This is a genomic window from Streptosporangium sp. G12 (assembly GCF_052983175.1).
In genome coordinates this window covers 138,171-155,512 of sequence record NZ_JBRIQO010000015.1, presented here as the reverse complement: position 1 = coordinate 155,512, position 17,342 = coordinate 138,171, and the positions used below count along the sequence as shown (strand labels likewise).

The window sequence follows — 17,342 nt, the reverse complement described above, 5'->3', positions numbered from 1 at the left end:
CCGGCCAGCCGGCGCCGGACCGTCAGGAGGTGGCGCAGGGCGTTCAGGCACGTTCGACTGATGCGTCGGAGTCGACGAGGGTGCCGTCCATGTCCAGGAGCACCGCTTCGAGCGCTTCGAGATCCAGCCGTTGTCGCCGCACAGGGGCCCCCTCGGATAAACTCGTTACACGAGGATATAGGAGGCGTCGGCACCCATGACAAGCCCCGCAGGCCGCGCGCGGTCCGTCCGCGCGCGGGACGCCCGCTGGCGCGGCGCGCTGGCCGTGCTTGAGGAGATGCGCCGCGAGCCGGGCGTGACCCGGGCGGGCGTGGCGCAGCGGCTCGGCCTCACCACGGGGTCGACCACCGAGATCACCGCGCGGCTGCGCGAGCTGGCGCTGCTCGTCGAGAGCCCGGCCGCCGTCTCCGGCCGGGGCCGCCCGACGACCGTCCTGCGCCCGCATCCGGACGGCCCGGTCGTCGTCGCCGTCGACGTACGGCAGGAGGACTGGCGGATCGCGGTCGCGGAGCTCGACGGCAGGCCGCGCCTCGCCGAGGCGGCCACGCACGCCGGCCGCGACCCCGGCCAGGTGATCCGCACGATCGCGGAGGCGGTACGGCGGGTGCACGAACGTCACGGGGGCCGCGTCCGGGCCGTGTCGGTGGCGGTCGCCGCGACCGTGCGGCACGGCCGGGTCGTGCAGTCCGCGGCACTGGGCTGGGACGCGGTGGACCTCGCCGCACTGGCACCCGAGCCGCGCCTGCCGCTGTTCGTCGGCAACGACGCGACGCTGGCCGGCGCCGCCGAGGCCCGCTACGGCGCCGGGTCCGAGGTCGGCACGGCGTTGCACGTCACGATCGAGGTGGGCGTGGGCGGCACTTTGGTCGTGGACGGCCGCCCTGTCACGGGCGCGACCGGCACCGGCGGCGAGCTCGGCCATCTCCCGCTCGGCGATCCCGCGCTGCGCTGCCCGTGTGGCGCGCTGGGCTGCTGGGACCTCGCAGTCGACGGCCGGGCCATCGCCCGTCACCTCGGAGAGCCGCCGCCTCGCGACCCGCGCAGCTACGCGCAGACGGCCCTGGCCAGAGCGAAGGGGGACGCGGCGGTCCGGTCCGCGGTGGGACGGGCCGCGAGCGGGTTCGGCCGCGGCCTCGCCGGACTGATCAACGCCCTGGATCCCGGTATCGTCACGCTCGGCGGCTTCGCCGAACCGCTGCGCTCCGCAGCCGCCACGGAGTTCGACTCGGCCCTGGCCGACGGGCTGATGAGCTTTCGCCGCCTGGACCCGCCACCGGTGGTGGCTGCCGTCCTCGGCGAGGACGGAGCCTTGCACGGGGCAGCGGCCACCGCGCTGGACCAGGTCCTCACCGAAGAAAGCCTCGGCGCGTGGGCGGCTGAGCGCTCCGGCTGAGCGGCGGGCGGCTCACAGCGCATCCGGCCGACGCGGCCCCCGCCGTCGCACCCGGTGAGAAGGTTCCACTCATCTCGCGGCAGGGTCCAGCGCTCGACCAGAACATCGACGTCCGACGGCGGCTTGCCCATGTCCTCACATCAGTTCGCGCCCGTCGGACATCACCCGGCTTCAATCAACATGATCATCCACGTTGTCGGGTCGGACCGGGGCGCGGTGCTGACCTTGCGGCCACTCCGTTTCCCTGGCCCGCCCGCCGAACGAGGAACGCGCCGCCACCGACGGGCAGACAGGTGATGTCGCCCACGTAGCGGCCGTTCGGCTCCTCCGCGGTGAAGCCGGGTTGTCGGTAAGAGTCGTGCAGCCAGGTACACGCGATTGAGTTCACCCAGGTCAGCGACACCGCTGACGGACCACTAAGGGATCTTTCTCGGATTGTCCGACGTCGGCGATCGTGTGTGGCCAGTATTGATCCGGATTCGTGAGGTATGCGGCGGCTCGACTGACCGCTTCGCGAGAGAGCCGGATGCCGCGTGGCGCGTGTGCCGGACGAGAACGAGCTCGTTGGGAACTGGACGCCGGTCAAGGACTTCATTGAGCCGGCCCGTGCGCAGGTAATCGAGCCACTCGAAGTGGGGTGCTCACGAAGGACAGTAGAGCCTTTTGGGTGGTAGATGCTGAATTGGGCGCTTTAGTGTGGTCTTTGGTCGACGTAACCGCTAGATGACCGTCCTAGCAGCACGCAATGCGGCTGGAGGTCATTTCCGGCCGGGTCGGCGCCGGTTCAGGCACCGGCCTCGAGCACGGCGAGGTCGCGCACCGCATAGCGGTGATGCTCGGCCTCTTCCTTCAGCACCACCTTGAGGCAGCGGCGCACGACGTACTCCTGGTCGGGATACGGGTCCGCCGGCCTGCGACCGCATACCCGATCGAGCTCGGCCTCGGTGAGCCCGTCGACGACACGCCGCATCGTGGCCATGCGGGCGAGCCGCGGCGCGAGCACCTCGTCGAGTGTCGGGGTGGCGTCGAGGGTGAGACCGAGCTTCGCCGTCGCGTCGGACGGCATCCCGCCGTAAGGGAAGCCCAACGGATGGTACGGCGCTTCCTCCTCCAGCACGGCATTGCCGAGCCAGGCATCGCCGGCGAACAGCAGGTGCCGTTGGGTCTCGACCAACGACCACTCGCCGTTGACCTGCTCGTGCAGCTTGGCCTCGGGCAACAGCCTGGCGCGGTCGAGTGTCGCCGCCCACAGCGCCTCGATGGCATCCCAAGTAGCCCGGTAGTCGTCGGGGGACGCGGCCTCACGCGCCAGCACCCGCGTGGGGTGCCGCCGGTCGAGCTCGGCCTCGACGTAGGCGGTCACGTCGATGTCGTTGACGACGAGACGCTCGAAGTCGCCACCGAGGTAGACGTCGCTCCCATAGCAGTCGACGATCTTCAGGCCGCTGACCTCGCAATCGCGGATCTCGAGACCGGAAAGGTCGCACAGGTGGATGCGGGCACCACGGAACCGGTCACTCTGGGCGTACTCAGCAGCCATCGAGGCAGTCTTCCGCACCCGTCCCGCCCGCGCCACCTTCGGCAACCAAGTTTCGGGGCCAACGTGCTCACGCCCGCGTTCCGTTTCGCTTGGGCGACATAGGCCGGCCGCGGGGCGCCGATCGCCCGCTTCTTCACCCAGCTCGGACTCGGCCCCGCCGTCGTCCGCCGCGACGACGCCCCCAAGCTCGCGCCCCGCGCCCTGGACGCTCGCCAGGGGTTCTGGCCCGGTGGGTTCGCCTGGACCTCGGGGTGCGTCCGGGACCGGTTCAGTGCTGGACGGTGACGACGATCTTGCCGAACTGAGTGTTCGATTCCAGGTGGTGGTGGGCCTCGGCGACATCGGCCAGGTCGAACGTGCGGTCGATGACGGGGGTGAGTGTCCCGGTGCGCAGGCCCGCCCCGATGAAGGCCCCGGCGCGCGCCAGGCGCTCCGGGTCGGCGGTGATGAGATCCACGTTGAAGCCGTGCACGGTCAGCGGCCAGTTCAGCGGCAGGGGGGCCGGTCGCGGGTCCAGCCAGCCGTACACGATCAACAGCCCGCCCGGTGCCACCGCGAGCGCGGTCTCGCTCAGCCCCGGACCGGCGATCGCCGGCGCGCTGCACGCCCTGCACCGCAACCCCGCCCACGCGTGGACCGTGCAGGCGCTCGCCGCCCGCGCCGGGTTGTCGCGGGCGGCCTTCGCCAGGCGGTTCGCGGCCGTCGTGGGGCAGCCACCGATGGCGTACCTGACGTGGTGGCGGATGACCGTGGCCGGCCGGCTTCTCGCCACGAGCGAGGCGCCGCTACGCGTGGTCGCGCAGAGCGGCGGGTACTCCTCGGAGTTCGCTTTCGCCAAAGCGTTCAAACGGGAGTTCGGCATGCCGCCCGGACAGTACCGGCGCACCCGGCCGTGGTCGTGACGGGGGTGGACGGTTGCGGCCGAGGCGGTCGACCTCCTGGACGCACAGCAGGTCCCCCTCCGTCAAAGCGATCTGCTCGCGTTGACGCTCTCGGCTCCCAATACGTTCAGAAGAGCCAGAACCTCGGCGTCACGGGATCCTGACGGCGCACTGTAGAGCACGAGGTTTTGGTCACGGTCGGTGAGCGTGAGTGAGTCGCAGTCGACGGTGATCTCCCCGACGACCGGGTGACGGAAGGTCTTCGTGAGCATCGGTGCGGCCTGCACGTCGTGTCGTTCCCAGAGCCGGGCGAACTCGGGGCTGCCGTCGCGGAGTTCGTCGACGAGGTTGATCACCGCGGGGTCGGACGGGTACCGGGCGAGGGCGGATCGAAGCCCCATGACGGCGTGGTGCCGGAACTCCGCGGCGTCGGAGATCCCGTACAGCGCCGCGTCGGTGCGCGCCGAGCCGAGGAACGCCCGGCGCGCGAGGTTGCGGTCCTTGGGGGCGAGGGCGGAGAAGTCCTCCATGAGCGCGGCCGCGAGATCGTTCCACGCGAGCACCTCGAACGCGGCGGATGTCACGAAAGCGGCCGTCTGCGGCAGCCGTTCGAGGAGCGTGAGGATGCTCGGCCGGACGTCGCGCCGGTGCAGTCCGCTACGGCTGGGCGCGGTGCCCGCCAGGACGTGGAGATGATCGGACTCGGCGTCGGTCAGCCGCAGCGCGCCCGCGATCCCGGAGAGGACCTCGCCCGACGGGCGCGGTGCCCTGCCCTGCTCGAGCCGGACATAATACTCCGTGGAGATGTGGGCGAGGACCGCCACCTCCTCGCGGCGAAGACCCGGTGTCCGGCGTCGCGAACCCGAGGGCAGGCCGACGTCACGCGGCCGGAGCCGCTCGCGGCGGCTCCGGAGGAAGGCTCCGAGCTCCTGCTTGTCCATACCCCCAGTGTGCACGCCGGGCGGCGACGGATCCTGGTACCGCCTGTGCCTGTATCCGGCCGGGAGGCCGGCCTGACGCTGTCGTCATGACGAAGACCATCGAAATCGCACCCATCGGCCTGCTCACCGGCAAGGTCGTGTTCATCACCGGTGCCAGCCGCGGCATCGGGGCGGCCGCGGCCCGGCTTTTCGCCTCCGAAGGTGCCGCCGTGGTGCTCGCAGCCCGCAGCACCGACGCCCTCCAGCGGATCGTCACCGAGGTCCGCGCCGGCGGCGGCGTCGCGGATGCCGTGACAGTGGACCTTGCTGACCGGGCGAGTGTCCGCGCGGCGGTCGATCACGTCGAGGAGCTGCACGGACGGCTCGACGGCGCGTTCAACAACGGCGCGGCGATCCAGCGGCCCGGGCCGCTGGACACGACGAGCGACGAGGACGTCGAGGAGCAGTTCGCGGTGAACTTCCGCGCGCACTGGACCGCGATGACGGCCGAGGCCGCGCTCATGCGCCGGGGCGGTGGCGGGGCGATCGTCAACACCTCGAGCATCGGCAGCCGCCGCGCGAACCCGGAGCTTCCCGCGTACGGCGCGATGAAGCGCGCGCTCAACAGCATCACCGAGACTGCCGCCGTGACCTGGGGACGGCAGGGGATCCGCGTGAACGGCATCACCCCCGGCGGCACCGCGACGGAGATGATCGACACGTGGGAGGCGGCGTCCCCGGGTACCGTCGAGCGCATCAACGCGGGCATCCCGCTCGGCCGGATGGCCGAGCCTCGTGAGGTCGCCGAGGTGGCCGCGTGGCTGCTCAGCGACCGGGCCTCGATGGTGACCGGCGCGATCGTGCCGGTGGACGGCGGCGCCGGCGCCTGAATCGTGCCGTCGATGTCCGCGCGCTGAAGGGATGGATCGCGGCCATCGCCACCCCACATGGGGTTGCCCGGTTCCGGCCATGTTGAAGGAATTCCTGGACGCCATTGTGGTCAAAGCCAGAGACGACCACAGCGTCCAGGCCAGGCCTGCCTACCTCGCGGTCGGACATCGACGCCGACGGCGAGAAGCACGTCCTCGGGATTTGGCCGGCCAAGACCCCGCTCGACCACGCCACCGCCGGCGAATCCGCCCGCTTCTGGACCTCGGTAATGACCGATCTGAAAAACCGCGGCGTGCGCGACATCCTCATCGCCTGCGCCGACACCGACGGCCTGAACGGCTTCGAAGACGGAGGTCGGCGAGTTCATTGCCGAGGGATGCGAGCCTGAGCGTCGGCGCAGTACACGTGAGCAGCTGTCTCAACGGCGCCGACCACTCAGCGGTGGCGAGCCGCTGGTGTTTTGTGCGGGCCCGGCGAAGATCAGGCGTTTCGGGGTATTCGGTCGGGGGGCATTCCGGGGCCGATCGTGGCGTGGATCTCGGTTGGGTCGTCCACGCGGCCGCAGTGGGCGCATACCGTTTGCTGGGTGATTCCGGCGCCGCACTCCGCGTGGGTGTAGAGGATCGGCGGCTCGCCGTCGGTTGACCACTGGTCGCCCCATTCGGTGAGGGCGACCAGTGCGGGTGCGAGCGCACGCCCTTTTTCGGTCAGCAGGTACTCGTAAAGTTCGGGCTGCTCGGAATACCGGTGGCGCCGCATGATCCCGGTCTCGACGAAGCCGTCGAGGCGGGTCTTGAGGATGTTGGTCGCGATGCCCAGGCGGCGGTGGAAGTCGCTGTAGCGGGTCGCTCCCGCGAACAGGGCGTCGCGGATGATCAGCAGGCTCCAGCGTTCGCCGATCAACTCGAGGGCGCGTGCGATCGAACACACCTCTGAGTCGTAGGTCTTCCCCAGCATGCGTCACAGTCTACCCACATGCTTGCGTCATGAAAGTTGCTTGGTTAGCATGACTTTCATCACGCAAGTTGCTCCCGGCCTCTCCAGCGGGTGTACGCCGACGCATGCGAATCCCATACCGATCGGGACAACGCGCCGCTGACGTGGCAAGCCGCCCAAAGAGTCCCCCGTTCCACCTTTCACCAGCGTCGAGCGACAAGGAGTCCGTAATGGCCGGAAGCGCATTGTTTCTGGGGTCATTGGACGAGGCGCACGTAGACGCGGGGCGTTCGCCCGGCGCGACGCTCTTCTCCGTAGTGAGGCCTCGGCGGCCTGCGTGCCTGGCTCGAATCGGCCACACCCGAGCATCGAAGGACAACGATGAACCGAAAGAAACTTCTCCTTCTCGTAGGCGGATTCCTCGTCCTGACCGCGTCCGTTTCGGCACCTGTCGCCGCTGATGCGGGAACGACCGCGTACAACTCCAAGACCCAGTACCTTTCCCAATGGCCGATAGACAACTGGGACACCTCGTGCGTGGACCGTCGGATCTACCTGGCCGCCGGCAACTATGACTGGGAGCAGTCCTGGAGCCACGCTGTGACGCCGCTGCGGACGAATTTCTACCTGGGCGCCGGCTGGTACACCTGGATCGACTGTTTGGATCCCAGGAACAACTACTACGACCACACCACTTCGCTGGACCCCGACAACCCCAGCTGGGAGACGGTGGTCGGCCAGGTCACGTGGCAAATCAACAGCTCTGGCCAATACACATGGGGCTCGTTCCTTGAGCCGAAGTCCTTCTAGGCAAGCCCGAAGGAGTCATCGGACGCGAGCCCGACGGTCATGTCGCGCGCCGAATGACAGCGGCCGGAGAGTGGGGGGGGCGGGCCACCCGTCGCCCGCCCCCCGGGTCGCTCCTCCCGTGGGTGAATCGGGACGCTGGTCAAAGGCGTCGAAGAGTTCGGTGTTCCGCCGCTGCGACACTCCTTCGTACAACCAGGAGGACCAAGGACAGCCGCCAGAGGGACAGACCCGCCGCGGTCGGATGATCAGGATTCATCTGGGGGTCCGGTAGGAGCGAACGGTGAACCCGGGCTGGTGTCACATCCGTTGACAGGATCGCCGCGAGCCGGTGTGTCACCAGGCACGACAGCCGTGTTTGGGGGTTGAGGAACATCGGAACGAAAAGTGGCGCCAAGGGAACGTGATCATGGTTCTTATCGTGACCGGCCGTTCCGCTGTGCTGGGCTCCCAGCTGGACAGGGTGGCAAAAAGGTACGTAGGGAGCATCACGACCTGCAGGAACAGGACCCCGGTCGTTACCGCGGCGCGAGATGCCGGACCTGATCTCGTGACGTTCAAGCCCGAGACCTCTGCCTGTGACGGCCAGGGGCAGGCAGCCCGCAGCGGGGGACCTGACCTGGGATAATGGGGCTTAGCGTTACTTTTCGTTCCGATGTTCCTCAACCCCCGCAACCTGAAGGATCACGCGATGGCCGTCCTCATTTCACGGCACCACGCCCTCTACCTGGGAAACTCGTACACCACCTCCGTGGAGGCAACCGCAGGAAGAGCCTCGATCAGCGTTGGTACACCTTGGTGCTGAGGTACTTCAGCCCCGAGTCGACCAGCAGGGTCGCGACCCTGGCCTGCGGCCCCAGCCGCTGCCCGAGCTGGATGGCGGCGAGGACATTTGCTCCGGACGACGTCCCGGCGAATAATCCCTCTTCCCGAGCCAGACGCCTGGCCATCTCCTCGGCGTCGGCGGTGGAGATGGGAACGATGTCATCCGGAAGGGTGGGATCCCACATCGGCGGAAGGTAGCCGATGCCAATGCCTTCGATGCGGTGTGCGCCGGGCTGGCCGCCGGAGAGCACGGCGGACTCCGCTGGTTCTACCGCGACGACTCGAAGCGCTGGATTGTGACGCTTGAGGGGAGTCATCGCTCCGCGAAGTGAGGCCGTCGTCCCGATCGAGTGGACGAATGCATCGACTCGTCCCCCTGTCTGCTGCCAAATCTCCTCGCCCATGGGGTGGTAGCCGACGATGCTGTCAGCATTGTTCAGCTGATCGGTCCAGTACGTGCGCGGTTGCCGGCTGAACTCCCGGGCGGTTTCGATCATGCTCTGGATGAGGGCCTTGGTGATCAGCCCGTTCTCGCTGGGCACGAGGGTGAGCTCCGCGCCGAGCGCCGCCATTTGGATCAGCTTGTCCTCACTGAAGGCATCCGAGCTGACAATCCGCAGACGGTAGCCCTTGGCCGCGCACACCAGAGCGAGGGAGGCACCGGTACTGCCCCCCGTGTACTCGACGACGGTGTCACCGGGCCTTAACCGCCCATCGCCCTCGGCTCTCGTGATCATTGACTGGGCCATTCGGTCCTTCATGCTCCCAGTCGGGTTCTGGCCCTCCACCTTGACGAAGATCTCCGCGCATCCGGCCGGTACGACCCTGCGCAGTCTCACCAGCGGCGTGTTTCCAATCGCCGTCAGTACGCTGTTGTCACTGTCCATGATCCATTATTTCCTTTCGATGTCCGTGCTGCGCTTCGATCGTCTGGCCGATCGCACGCCGCATCCAGTTCAAATTTTGAACCGCTGCGAACGTCGCATCGGGGGTTGAGGAACATCGGTACGAAAAGTAACGCTAAGCCCTATCGCCCCAGGTCTCCCACTGTGACGGGCTGCCTGCTCCTGGCCGTCACGGGCAGGGGTCTGGGGATTGGATGCCTATCCCCAGACCGGCCGGGGCCGGTGTCTGCTCATCGGGTGATCCGCCGCCGTTGTGATCGATGGATGCCGGGCTGATGAGCCTGACTTTGGGAGGGTCTTCAAGACCTGACCCCAGACCGGCCCTCCTGGCGTTCGCCCGCCACGACTACGGCTTTTCGACGAGCGTGGTGTTCGTGGTTCGAGCCCGTCTGCGGGGTCGACCTCCTAAACGCGGCCGAGCTGGTGAGCTCTTGCAACAGGAGGCCCCGTGGATCGCTGGGGTCGCGAACGGCTGATCGGATGTCGGACCGGCGAGTCCTTCGATTAGCGGGCCGCGCGTCTTCGCTGCGGTTTTGAGCTGCACCGATGATCGGCTGCTTGTCTTTGGAGGAGCACTGGCGAAGCTGTTTTGCGGGATCGACTGGGCCGAACACCACCACGACATCGCCCTCGTCGATGGCACCGGCGGCAGGGTCGCCGAGACCCGCATCAGCAACGACGCCGCAGGCCTGCGCGCGCTGCTGGAGCTGCTGGCCGGCGTCGGCGACCATTCTCGGCCAGCGGATCCGGTCGCTGTTGCACGACTACTTCTCCGCCGCCCTGGAGGCGTTTGCGCACCTGCGCAACGGCGGCGTCACCAGGGCCGAGGCCCGGGTCATCCTCGCGCCGGCACCCACTCCCGCCCGCGCCGCCGTCCTCACCCGCGGGCAACTGCGGGCCGCGCTCGAACGGGCCGGGCGAGTTCGCCACGTCGACCAAGGCGTCGAACGACTTCACGCGATCTTCCGCGCCGAACACATGCGTCTACCTGATCTGGTCAAGCAGGCCATGGGTCACCAGCTCACCGCGCTGCTCAACCAGCTCGAAGCGGCCTGCACAGCCGAGCAGAACCTGGCCACCCTCGTGGAGGAGGCCTCCACCCGGCACCCCGACGCCGAAATCATCACTGTTTCCCGGGGGCCGGCCCGCTGATCGGTGCCCGCATCCTGGCCGAGATCGGTGACGACCGGACCCGCTTCGCCGATGCTCGCGGCTTGAAGGCGTATGCCGGCTCGGCGCCGGTCACCCGAGCCAGCGGCACGTCGCGGCACATCATGACCCGCAAGGTGAAGAACGACCGCCTGGCCGCCACTGGCTACATCTGGGCGTTCGCCGCACTACGGCCCTCACCAGGGGCGCGGGCGCACTACGACCATCGCAAAGCAGCCAACGACGCCCATACCGCAGCTCTACGGCACCTGTTCAACCGCCTGATCGGCTGCCTTTATCACTGCCTCCAAAAGCGCCGAACCTACGACGAGTCCGTCGCGTTTTCACCTCGCCTATCAGCCATCGCTTGACACCACAACGTGCTCGGATGTCTAGGGACACGTTCGGGAGCAGGAGGCCAACCACGCCGCCAGCTCGACGACGACTTCTGATCACCGCCCGCGCCCGCTGCCAGCACCATCACGCCGTGTCGAGGCGGGCCAGCAGCGCGGCCGCGGCCGCCGCCCGCACCCCCGCCACATCTACGCCGACGGCATCAGCGTGGTGTGGTCGATCCGCCGCAAGTACGGCGCCCGGCTGGAGCGCATCGCCGGCATCGACCTGTGGCACGCCCTGATGCGGCACGCCGGCCGCGACCAGGTGCCGGTGTTCCCGCTCGGCGCCTGCCCGGAGGTGGTCGCCGTCGTGGAGCAGCGGCTGAAGGACGAATGGCAGGTCAGCGTCGTCGGCACCCAGGCCGGAAGCTCTCCGCGGGTTCTGCGCCATGCCTTCAGGCGCGTTTCCAGAAGCCGGTGGCTGATCCACTTCCGGAATCGAGTGATTCCGGAAGTAGCACCTGACGTGCTGACGACACCTTCGTGACCGGCGATCATGCTTTGAGCGTCAACAGATGTGACACCAACCCGGGTTCACCGTTCCACACCAACATGACCCCCTACGGTGAGATCCGGCTGCGCACCGACCGGCGCCTGGACCTCACCGACCTGCCGACTGCGTAACGCCGGACGCTCGCCCGTTCCGGCGGCAGCGCGGCTGGACATCCCGGCGCTCGATGCCGGCGGGGCGTCGGCGATACTGTGGGCGTGGAGTACATGTCCAGAGTGCCGCGACCGCCGCTGGACGGGCTGATCGACGACCTTTACTACCTGGAGGGTGCGCCGCCGTACGCCCGGCTGACGCTGCCGCCGAGTCCGTCGGCGTTGCTCATCGTCAACCTCGGGGCGCCGTTCCGCATCCGCGCCGGCACCGACATCGAGACGGCCGAGTACGCCGACGGCTGCGTGGTCACCATGCCCACCCGCGCCTTCGAGTTCGGCTATCCGCCGGGGACCCGGTCCGTCGGCGTGCACGTCAAGCCGTGGGGGCTGGCGCCGTTCCTGCCGATGCCCGCGGCCGAGCTGTGTGACCGGCCGGTGACGGTGGAGCAGGTTTGGGGCCGGCCCGCCGTTGCTGAGCTGCGAGACCGGCTGGCCACGGCGGACGGACCGCACGAGATGCTGACGCTGCTCGAGGAGGAGCTGATGCGACGGCTGTGCGAGACCGCCGGCCTGGGGCTGGTCCGCCATACGAGCAGCGTCATCGCGGCGGCCAGCGGGGCGGTGGCGATCGGCGACCTGAGCGTGGCGGCCGGTGTCAGCAGCACTCATCTGGCACAGCGGTTCAAGGAGCTCATCGGTGTCACGCCGAAGCGGCTGGCCCGCACCTACCGCTTCGCCGCCACCGTGTTCGCGATCAACCCCGCCGGACCGATCGACTGGGGCGACCTCGCCGGTGGCGCAGGCTACTTCGACCAAGCCCACTTCGGCCACGAGTTCCGGGCGTTCACCGGGCTCACACCGACCCGGTACGTCGAAGTCCGGCGGCGGTTCCTGCGCGAACATCCCGGCCACGTGATGAACGGCTGGCCGCTGCCGGCCGATTGATTTCTTACAAGAGCGACAGCTCACGACACGCTAATTTGGGGCACCCCAAAGTAGAGGAGAGCCCCGTGGGCAAGGTGGTCATGTACAGCTCGGTGTCGGTGGACGGCTTCGTCGCGGACGAGAATGACCAGCCCGGACCGCTGTTCGACTGGTTGTCCAGCGGTGACGTCCCGTTGGACGAGAGCGGTGAGCTGAAGGTGTCGCAGACGTCCCACGACTACACCCGGGCGTACTGGGACCAGATCGGAGTCACGATCGTCGGCCGCCACGTCTTCGACATGACGGACGGCTGGGGCGGCAAGCCGCCGGGCGGGATCGACCACGTGGTCGTCGTGTCGCACCGGCCGATGCCCGAGGGCTGGGACCCCGAGGCGCCGTTTCACTTCGTCGACGGCGTCGAGGCAGCCGTGGCCAAGGCGCAGGAGCTCGCGGGTGACCGCTTGGTCGAGGTCGCCGCCGGCGACGTCGGTGGCCAGCTGCTTGCCGCGGGTCTGGTCGACGAGGTGCGCATGGACGTCGTACCCGTGGTGTTCGGGTCCGGCAAGCGCTACTTCGGGTCGGTCGACGCGCAGCACCTGTTGGAGGATCCTGACGTGGTGATTCAGGGCAACCGGGTGCTTCACCTGCGCTATCGGGTGCGCCGTTGACCGACCGGATCGCCGAGCTCGTCGCCCTGGACGACGACGTCCCGCTCTCGGCGCGCAAGGGCAAGGTCATCGTCCGCTCCGGCAAGGGCGATACCTCCCGCGAGATCCCGCTCCCGGACGGCACCGCGCGGACCTCCATCACCGAGTGGCGCACCGACCGCGCCTCCTGGCCCGGCGCCGACACCCCGGCGTCGTTCCTCAACCGCCGCGGCGGGCGGTGGGAGGCGGCCAACGGTTCGAGAAGTGTCGCTCATCGCACCGCCAGCCGTCATACGGTTTCTGCACGCAACATCCCCAATTAATGCGACATATCTTCACCAACACCGACACCCTTCGCGATCTTGCTCTGCGAGAATGCCTTCATTCCTCTCACACGGGGTGAGGGCATCCTCGTAAGCATTCACGTGAAGCGCTTCATCGCCGGGCTCACCGGCGTCGCGACCGCCGTCGTGGCCCTGCCCGCTTCCCCCACGACCGCACCCGCCCAGGCGGCCACCGTCTCCTTCGCCGTGGTCAATCCGGTGAACGCGCTCAAACAGCAGTTCCGCACCGGGTACGGCGTGCGGCTCATCGAGACCGTCCGTCTCGACTGGAAGAAAAACGCAACGACCGTGCGCCGCAAGGGCACGCTGCAGTTCGGCCCCTCCGGTGTCGTCGCCGCGGACGTCGTGCGGCGCGCCACCTCCAACCGGCCTGATGGTGCGGACACTGCCGTCTACGTACAGCACATGATCGACGTCGATGGGAAGCACTACCACTGCGACGTCGCTCCGGCCAGCACCTACCTTCCCGCCGGCAAGACATGGGAACGCGCCGGCGTCGACAGGCCCTCACAGAAATGGGGCACCGTCTTCGGCGATCAATCCATCAACGTGTTCGAGCCGGCCACCTTGGCGCTTCTGCTGCGCGCCTCGACCCACCGCCTGCCTGATCAGGGCGGCACCCAGTACCGGGGCACGATCACTCCGGCGCAACTCCGCACGGCCTCCCGCTCCTACCGCGAGATGACCTCCTTCGGACGGGGCGGCAAGGACAAGCAGGGAAAAATCACCTGGCGGCTCTGGGTGAACAACAAAGGGTTGGTGACCCGCCTGGTGACCCGCGACGCGTTCGCCTTGCGGTGAGCTGGGGGCTGTGATGTGCGACTTGGGCGGAGTGGATTCACGTGGCGCACGGCGACCTCACCAGCCCCGGACCGCGGCCGGCGGCCGCTTGCCGTGAGGCTATGAGCGATGACGAGCCGAAGTTCGGCCACGGCCTGGGGCGGCGGCCGCTGTCGGGCGAGCGCGGTTGATGTCGATGAGGGAGGTGAGGGTGGGTTTCATGGTGGTTTCCACTTCTGGCTCACGCGAAGGAGAGGGGGTGAGGGGTCGGCCGCGCGGGTGGCCTATGGGTGATCGGCAGGGCCGGGGTCGGGCTCTGGGGTGGCGCGCAGGCCGCGGTCGACGAAGTCGATGAGCCATTCGAAGCTTTCGTCGATGTCGGCCGACCATTGGAATCCGTTGGCGGCCTGCAGGGTGGCGAAGCCGTGGAAGGCGCTGCGTAGCGCGCGTAGCGCGTGGGGTATCTCCTGCGGGGCGATGTCGTATCCCCGCAGTACCGCCTCGAAGGGGCCGAGTCCTCGCCTCTCGGCGACCGTGATCGGGTCGTCTGGGCCGGTCGAGGTGATGCCGATGGTGGCCGCGTAACGGCCGGGGTGGGCGAGGACGAAGTCACGCAGCGCGCGGGCCGCGGCGGTCAGGGCGTCACGCCCGGCGCGGCCCTGGGTGGCCGTGCCGATCGCATCAGCGGCCTCGGCGAGGGTGAGCGCCGCGATCTGCCGGTTGAGCTCGGCCTGGCTGGCGATGTGCTTGTACAGCGACGGGGTGCGTACTCCGACCCGCTCGGCCAGCCGGCCCATGGTCAGCTCGGTGAAGCCGATCTCGTCGGCGAGCGCGGCGCCGGCCGCGGCGATCGTGGCCGCGTTCAGGCCTGCCCTAGGCACGGACGCCGCCCAAAAAGCGCAGGATCGCGGCGAGGGTCTGCCGGGGGTGTTGGACGTGCGGGTAGTGGCCGGCGCCGTCGATCATCTCCAGCCGGCCCAGTCCGGTCGGCAGGCCGGCGACGATCGCCTCGCCCTCGGCGCGAGGTGAGGCCCAGTCGGGGTCGAGGCTGCCCTGGACGATGAGCGTCGGGCAGGTGACGTTGCCCAGCTGTTCACCGGCGTCGGCGGGTGAGGTCTTGCCCATCGCCTGCAGGACCTTCATCCGGCCCGGCTCCTGCAGCATCGCGGTGATCTGTTTCATGCGCACGTCCCAGTCGGCCGGCTTGACGCCGGGGTAGGCGAGGTCCAGGTACTTGGCCCACTGCCGGGTGCTGCCCAAGATGGTGGTGCCCATCAGATGGGTCGCACCCCGGCGGTAGGCGGACACCCGCAGGTCACCGAGCCGGACCTGCTGCTTGCGGGTGAAGGGTGCGAGCTCGACCAGCGCGGTGACCAGTTCTGGGGCCTTGGCCGCGGCGATCGTGGCCGCACCGCCGGCGATGGAGTGCCCGACGAGCACCGCCGGCCCGCCGAGGTGGCGCATCAGGGCGATCAGGTCACCGGCGAGGGCGGTGCGGGTGCAGGAGGCCCACCCGACGCTGGACTCACCGTGGCCGCGCAGGTCCACCGCGGCGACCCGGTACCCGGCCTCCACAAGGGCGGGGGTGAGGAACCGGTAGGCCTCGCGGCTGTCGCCCATGCCGTGGGCGAGCACCACCAGCGGGCCGGCGGTGCCGGTCACCTCGTAAGCGATGGTCCCGCCGTCGACGTTCAGGAACTCGGTCATGACTACCTCCAGGTGGTTCGTCAACGCCTAGCTAATCACATTAGCTAAAAGCTATCTGCTTTAGCTGGCGAGTCAACCCCTGGAGCACGCGCCGTTGACGGCAGAGGTGGGGGATGCCTCCAAGCCCTGGACGCACCCGGTCCCACAAAGATCTGGTTGGGCGTCCTTCTCTCGAAGGTGGATGGGGTCGTCTGGTCCACGTGCCCGCGGTGTCAAGTAGGCGGTCGATCAGATCGTTGGACATCGGGCCGGGTTCGAGCAGGCCGCGATACGTGGGAGTCGTCACAAAAGTGTCATTGCAAAATCGTCGCTTCGTGTCAATGTCCAGCTCAGAGGCTATTTCGACCCTTAATGAAGATCGTTTCGAATGACGAAAAGCTTCGTCGAGCTCTTCCTGACGTACAGTGACGGTTTCTGCTGACATGAAGTGGCGAACCTGCTGGTCAAAGCCTATGGATGTCTGCTTTATCGCAGCAGTTCGTCATCGGATGTCGGTGGATGTCATTCGGCGGGCCATGGTCACCGCCACCGTGACGGCCGGGGGCGGCAAGGCTAGCGGGGGAGCAGGTAGGGCCGTCGCAGCGGGAGATCCAGCCGACACTCGGATCGTGCTGCTCTTTCGTGTGTCCTACCAGAGGGTGGACGGTCCCGCGACGACCCAGCCGGCGTCGGTAGGCTTGACCCAAAAGCCCAATGACACCTCGATCATCTGCGCGCGGTAGGTGACCTCGACGTAGAAATGGCTGCCAGTGTGGCCCCAGTCGAAGCCCCCGAGATCGAGTTCGCAGAGCCAAGACAGATCCTGCTCCCACCCGTCGGTAGCAAGGTTGCAGCTCGCCTCGTCCGCATCGGCGCTCGCTCCAACCGAGCCGGCCCATAGCGACTTGAGCACATGCCGGACCGATGAGTGATCGACGAGCTGTTCGGCCTCAGGGATCTTCCCTGCTCGGAGCAGGCTGAAGTAGCGGCGAACGACCGCTTCGACGTCGGTCTTGGTCGGGCGCTCCGTCCAGATCTCCACCGCGAGATCATAAAGGTTGGATGACGCCGCCGAATGTTTTCATCCCGCTTCGCGGACCTGAAGAACGAGGATCGCTTTGACGAGCTGACCTGCGAGAAGTGGGCAGCATCGGAGTTTGCGCAGGATGCGCCAGGTTTTCAGTTGTGCGTTGGCGCGCTCGCCGGGTCCGCGGAGCTTGGCGTGGGCGGCGTTGGCGGCCTTCTGCGAGGCGGGCTTGTTGCGGCCCTTGTAGGGCACGTGCACGTGCTCACCGGCGTCGACGTACCTCCTATCAGGCAGGGTGACCAGGTCGGCGGTCTGCAGGCGGCGCAGGATGCCCCAGATCCGGGCGGCTTTGAGGTCGTGCACCGAGCCGGGCAAGGAGCCGGAGGTCCACAGGAGGATGCCGTCAGGAGCGGCCAGGACCAGCGGCGCCTGCCGAGCCGGGTCCAACCGCCGCCACCGGCAGCGGCGTTCGGTCCGCTGCGCGCGGGTCAGTTCGGCCAGGCGGACCAGGGTGCGGTTGGACAGCGGAATCGCGGCGGGTAAGACAGCAACGAGGCTCCCGGCTGGGGCATCGGATCTTGGTCGACTGCTGTCTTACCGGGAGCCTCCTCTCGCCCGCCACTGCTCTGCGCAGTTCGTCGTGGCCAGGGCCGTCAGGCTGAAAAGAGCTCCATGATCAGATATCCCTT

General features: G+C 68.2%; 19 protein-coding genes and 3 pseudogenes. 12 read left to right on the top strand and 10 right to left on the bottom strand.

Features of this window, described 5'->3' with window-relative positions; translation table 11 throughout:
- Positions 1 to 196 precede the first annotated feature (196 nt).
- The gene (locus tag ACVCAG_RS23435) at positions 197 to 1,393 is read left to right on the top strand and encodes an ROK family protein (RefSeq protein ID WP_440085919.1); all 1,197 of its coding nucleotides are present in this window, start codon (positions 197 to 199) and stop codon (positions 1,391 to 1,393) included.
- 784 nt (positions 1,394 to 2,177) lie between these two features.
- On the opposite strand, the gene ACVCAG_RS23430 is transcribed toward ACVCAG_RS23435, so the two are convergent.
- Both ACVCAG_RS23430 and ACVCAG_RS23425 read right to left on the bottom strand, forming a co-directional pair.
- A complete protein-coding gene (locus tag ACVCAG_RS23430) occupies positions 2,178 to 2,933 on the bottom strand; it encodes a DinB family protein (RefSeq protein WP_440085921.1) in 756 nt (251 codons plus the stop codon).
- A gap of 268 nt (positions 2,934 to 3,201) precedes the next feature.
- Complete coding sequence (locus tag ACVCAG_RS23425) at positions 3,202 to 3,462, bottom strand: zinc-binding dehydrogenase (protein WP_447190278.1); 261 nt, start codon at positions 3,460 to 3,462, stop codon at positions 3,202 to 3,204.
- A gap of 52 nt (positions 3,463 to 3,514) precedes the next feature.
- Between ACVCAG_RS23425 and ACVCAG_RS23420 the strand changes: the two are divergent.
- A pseudogene (locus ACVCAG_RS23420) lies at positions 3,515 to 3,835 on the top strand (helix-turn-helix transcriptional regulator); the annotation flags it as partial.
- A 62-nt stretch (positions 3,836 to 3,897) separates the two neighbouring features.
- Here the strand turns inward: ACVCAG_RS23420 and ACVCAG_RS23415 are convergent.
- On the bottom strand, positions 3,898 to 4,755 hold the full coding sequence (locus ACVCAG_RS23415; RefSeq protein WP_440085923.1) for an MmyB family transcriptional regulator: 858 nt from the start codon (positions 4,753 to 4,755) through the stop codon (positions 3,898 to 3,900).
- 86 nt (positions 4,756 to 4,841) lie between these two features.
- Here ACVCAG_RS23415 and ACVCAG_RS23410 point away from each other — a divergent pair, with 86 nt between their 5' ends.
- Both ACVCAG_RS23410 and ACVCAG_RS23405 read left to right on the top strand, forming a co-directional pair.
- The gene (locus ACVCAG_RS23410) at positions 4,842 to 5,624 is read left to right on the top strand and encodes an SDR family oxidoreductase (protein ID WP_440085924.1); all 783 of its coding nucleotides are present in this window, start codon (positions 4,842 to 4,844) and stop codon (positions 5,622 to 5,624) included.
- Between the two features lie 91 nt (positions 5,625 to 5,715).
- Positions 5,716 to 5,974: pseudogene (locus ACVCAG_RS23405) on the top strand (transposase); the annotation flags it as partial.
- A 131-nt stretch (positions 5,975 to 6,105) separates the two neighbouring features.
- On the opposite strand, the gene ACVCAG_RS23400 reads toward ACVCAG_RS23405, so the two are convergent.
- A complete protein-coding gene (locus tag ACVCAG_RS23400) occupies positions 6,106 to 6,582 on the bottom strand; it encodes a winged helix-turn-helix transcriptional regulator (protein ID WP_440085925.1) in 477 nt (158 codons plus the stop codon).
- A 360-nt stretch (positions 6,583 to 6,942) separates the two neighbouring features.
- On the opposite strand from ACVCAG_RS23400, the gene ACVCAG_RS23395 reads away from it, so the two are divergent.
- A complete protein-coding gene (locus ACVCAG_RS23395) occupies positions 6,943 to 7,371 on the top strand; it encodes a hypothetical protein (RefSeq protein WP_440085926.1) in 429 nt (142 codons plus the stop codon).
- Between the two features lie 776 nt (positions 7,372 to 8,147).
- Here the strand turns inward: ACVCAG_RS23395 and ACVCAG_RS23390 are convergent.
- Positions 8,148 to 9,080: a pyridoxal-phosphate dependent enzyme gene (locus ACVCAG_RS23390; protein ID WP_440085927.1), complete on the bottom strand. Its 933-nt coding sequence runs from the start codon at positions 9,078 to 9,080 to the stop codon at positions 8,148 to 8,150.
- Between the two features lie 317 nt (positions 9,081 to 9,397).
- Positions 9,398 to 9,829 carry a hypothetical protein gene (locus ACVCAG_RS23385; protein WP_440086074.1) on the bottom strand — a complete coding sequence of 144 codons (432 nt, stop codon included), beginning with the start codon at positions 9,827 to 9,829 and terminating at the stop codon, positions 9,398 to 9,400.
- Here ACVCAG_RS23385 and ACVCAG_RS23380 point away from each other — a divergent pair.
- The 7 genes and pseudogenes from ACVCAG_RS23380 to ACVCAG_RS23350 all read left to right on the top strand — a co-directional run bounded on the left by ACVCAG_RS23380 (position 9,722) and on the right by ACVCAG_RS23350 (position 13,961).
- Positions 9,722 to 10,618, top strand: a pseudogene (locus ACVCAG_RS23380) (transposase). The gene ACVCAG_RS23385 and the pseudogene ACVCAG_RS23380 overlap by 108 nt on opposite strands.
- A 97-nt stretch (positions 10,619 to 10,715) precedes the next feature.
- A complete protein-coding gene (locus ACVCAG_RS23375) occupies positions 10,716 to 11,129 on the top strand; it encodes a WecB/TagA/CpsF family glycosyltransferase (protein ID WP_447190314.1) in 414 nt (137 codons plus the stop codon).
- Positions 11,130 to 11,143: 14 nt separating this feature from the next.
- Complete coding sequence (locus ACVCAG_RS23370; RefSeq protein WP_440086075.1) at positions 11,144 to 11,266, top strand: hypothetical protein; 123 nt, start codon at positions 11,144 to 11,146, stop codon at positions 11,264 to 11,266.
- 93 nt (positions 11,267 to 11,359) lie between these two features.
- Positions 11,360 to 12,190 carry a helix-turn-helix domain-containing protein gene (locus ACVCAG_RS23365; RefSeq protein WP_440086064.1) on the top strand — a complete coding sequence of 277 codons (831 nt, stop codon included), beginning with the start codon at positions 11,360 to 11,362 and terminating at the stop codon, positions 12,188 to 12,190.
- A gap of 65 nt (positions 12,191 to 12,255) precedes the next feature.
- Entirely contained in the window at positions 12,256 to 12,837 is a 582-nt protein-coding gene (locus ACVCAG_RS23360) for a dihydrofolate reductase family protein (RefSeq protein WP_440085928.1), read from the top strand.
- Complete coding sequence (locus ACVCAG_RS23355) at positions 12,834 to 13,139, top strand: hypothetical protein (protein WP_440085929.1); 306 nt, start codon at positions 12,834 to 12,836, stop codon at positions 13,137 to 13,139. Before ACVCAG_RS23360 ends, ACVCAG_RS23355 begins: the two co-directional genes overlap by 4 nt.
- 102 nt (positions 13,140 to 13,241) lie before the next feature.
- Complete coding sequence (locus tag ACVCAG_RS23350; protein WP_440085930.1) at positions 13,242 to 13,961, top strand: hypothetical protein; 720 nt, start codon at positions 13,242 to 13,244, stop codon at positions 13,959 to 13,961.
- 263 nt (positions 13,962 to 14,224) lie between these two features.
- On the opposite strand, the gene ACVCAG_RS23345 is transcribed toward ACVCAG_RS23350, so the two are convergent.
- The 4 genes from ACVCAG_RS23345 to ACVCAG_RS23330 all read right to left on the bottom strand — a co-directional run bounded on the left by ACVCAG_RS23345 (position 14,225) and on the right by ACVCAG_RS23330 (position 17,184).
- The gene (locus ACVCAG_RS23345) at positions 14,225 to 14,821 is read right to left on the bottom strand and encodes a WHG domain-containing protein (protein ID WP_440085931.1); all 597 of its coding nucleotides are present in this window, start codon (positions 14,819 to 14,821) and stop codon (positions 14,225 to 14,227) included.
- The gene (locus ACVCAG_RS23340; protein ID WP_440085932.1) at positions 14,814 to 15,647 is read right to left on the bottom strand and encodes an alpha/beta fold hydrolase; all 834 of its coding nucleotides are present in this window, start codon (positions 15,645 to 15,647) and stop codon (positions 14,814 to 14,816) included. Before ACVCAG_RS23340 ends, ACVCAG_RS23345 begins: the two co-directional genes overlap by 8 nt.
- Positions 15,648 to 16,275: 628 nt before the next feature.
- Entirely contained in the window at positions 16,276 to 16,668 is a 393-nt protein-coding gene (locus ACVCAG_RS23335; RefSeq protein ID WP_440085933.1) for a hypothetical protein, read from the bottom strand.
- Between the two features lie 39 nt (positions 16,669 to 16,707).
- Positions 16,708 to 17,184, bottom strand: a complete 477-nt coding sequence (locus tag ACVCAG_RS23330) for a transposase family protein (RefSeq protein ID WP_440086065.1) — start codon at positions 17,182 to 17,184, stop codon at positions 16,708 to 16,710.
- Positions 17,185 to 17,342 lie beyond the last annotated feature (158 nt).

Bases quoted from the DNA above. Each gene is read 5' to 3' on its own strand.
- ACVCAG_RS23390 (WP_440085927.1), bottom strand. From the start codon at position 9,080: ATGGACAGTGACAACAGCGTACTGACGGCGATTGGAAACACGCCGCTG.
- ACVCAG_RS23400 (WP_440085925.1), bottom strand. From the start codon at position 6,582: ATGCTGGGGAAGACCTACGACTCAGAGGTGTGTTCGATCGCACGCGCC.
- ACVCAG_RS23365 (WP_440086064.1), top strand. From the start codon at position 11,360: ATGTCCAGAGTGCCGCGACCGCCGCTGGACGGGCTGATCGACGACCTT.
- ACVCAG_RS23435 (WP_440085919.1), top strand. From the start codon at position 197: ATGACAAGCCCCGCAGGCCGCGCGCGGTCCGTCCGCGCGCGGGACGCC.
- ACVCAG_RS23430 (WP_440085921.1), bottom strand. From the start codon at position 2,933: ATGGCTGCTGAGTACGCCCAGAGTGACCGGTTCCGTGGTGCCCGCATC.
- ACVCAG_RS23385 (WP_440086074.1), bottom strand. From the start codon at position 9,829: ATGGTCGCCGACGCCGGCCAGCAGCTCCAGCAGCGCGCGCAGGCCTGC.
- ACVCAG_RS23415 (WP_440085923.1), bottom strand. From the start codon at position 4,755: ATGGACAAGCAGGAGCTCGGAGCCTTCCTCCGGAGCCGCCGCGAGCGG.
- ACVCAG_RS23395 (WP_440085926.1), top strand. From the start codon at position 6,943: ATGAACCGAAAGAAACTTCTCCTTCTCGTAGGCGGATTCCTCGTCCTG.
- ACVCAG_RS23410 (WP_440085924.1), top strand. From the start codon at position 4,842: ATGACGAAGACCATCGAAATCGCACCCATCGGCCTGCTCACCGGCAAG.
- ACVCAG_RS23340 (WP_440085932.1), bottom strand. From the start codon at position 15,647: ATGACCGAGTTCCTGAACGTCGACGGCGGGACCATCGCTTACGAGGTG.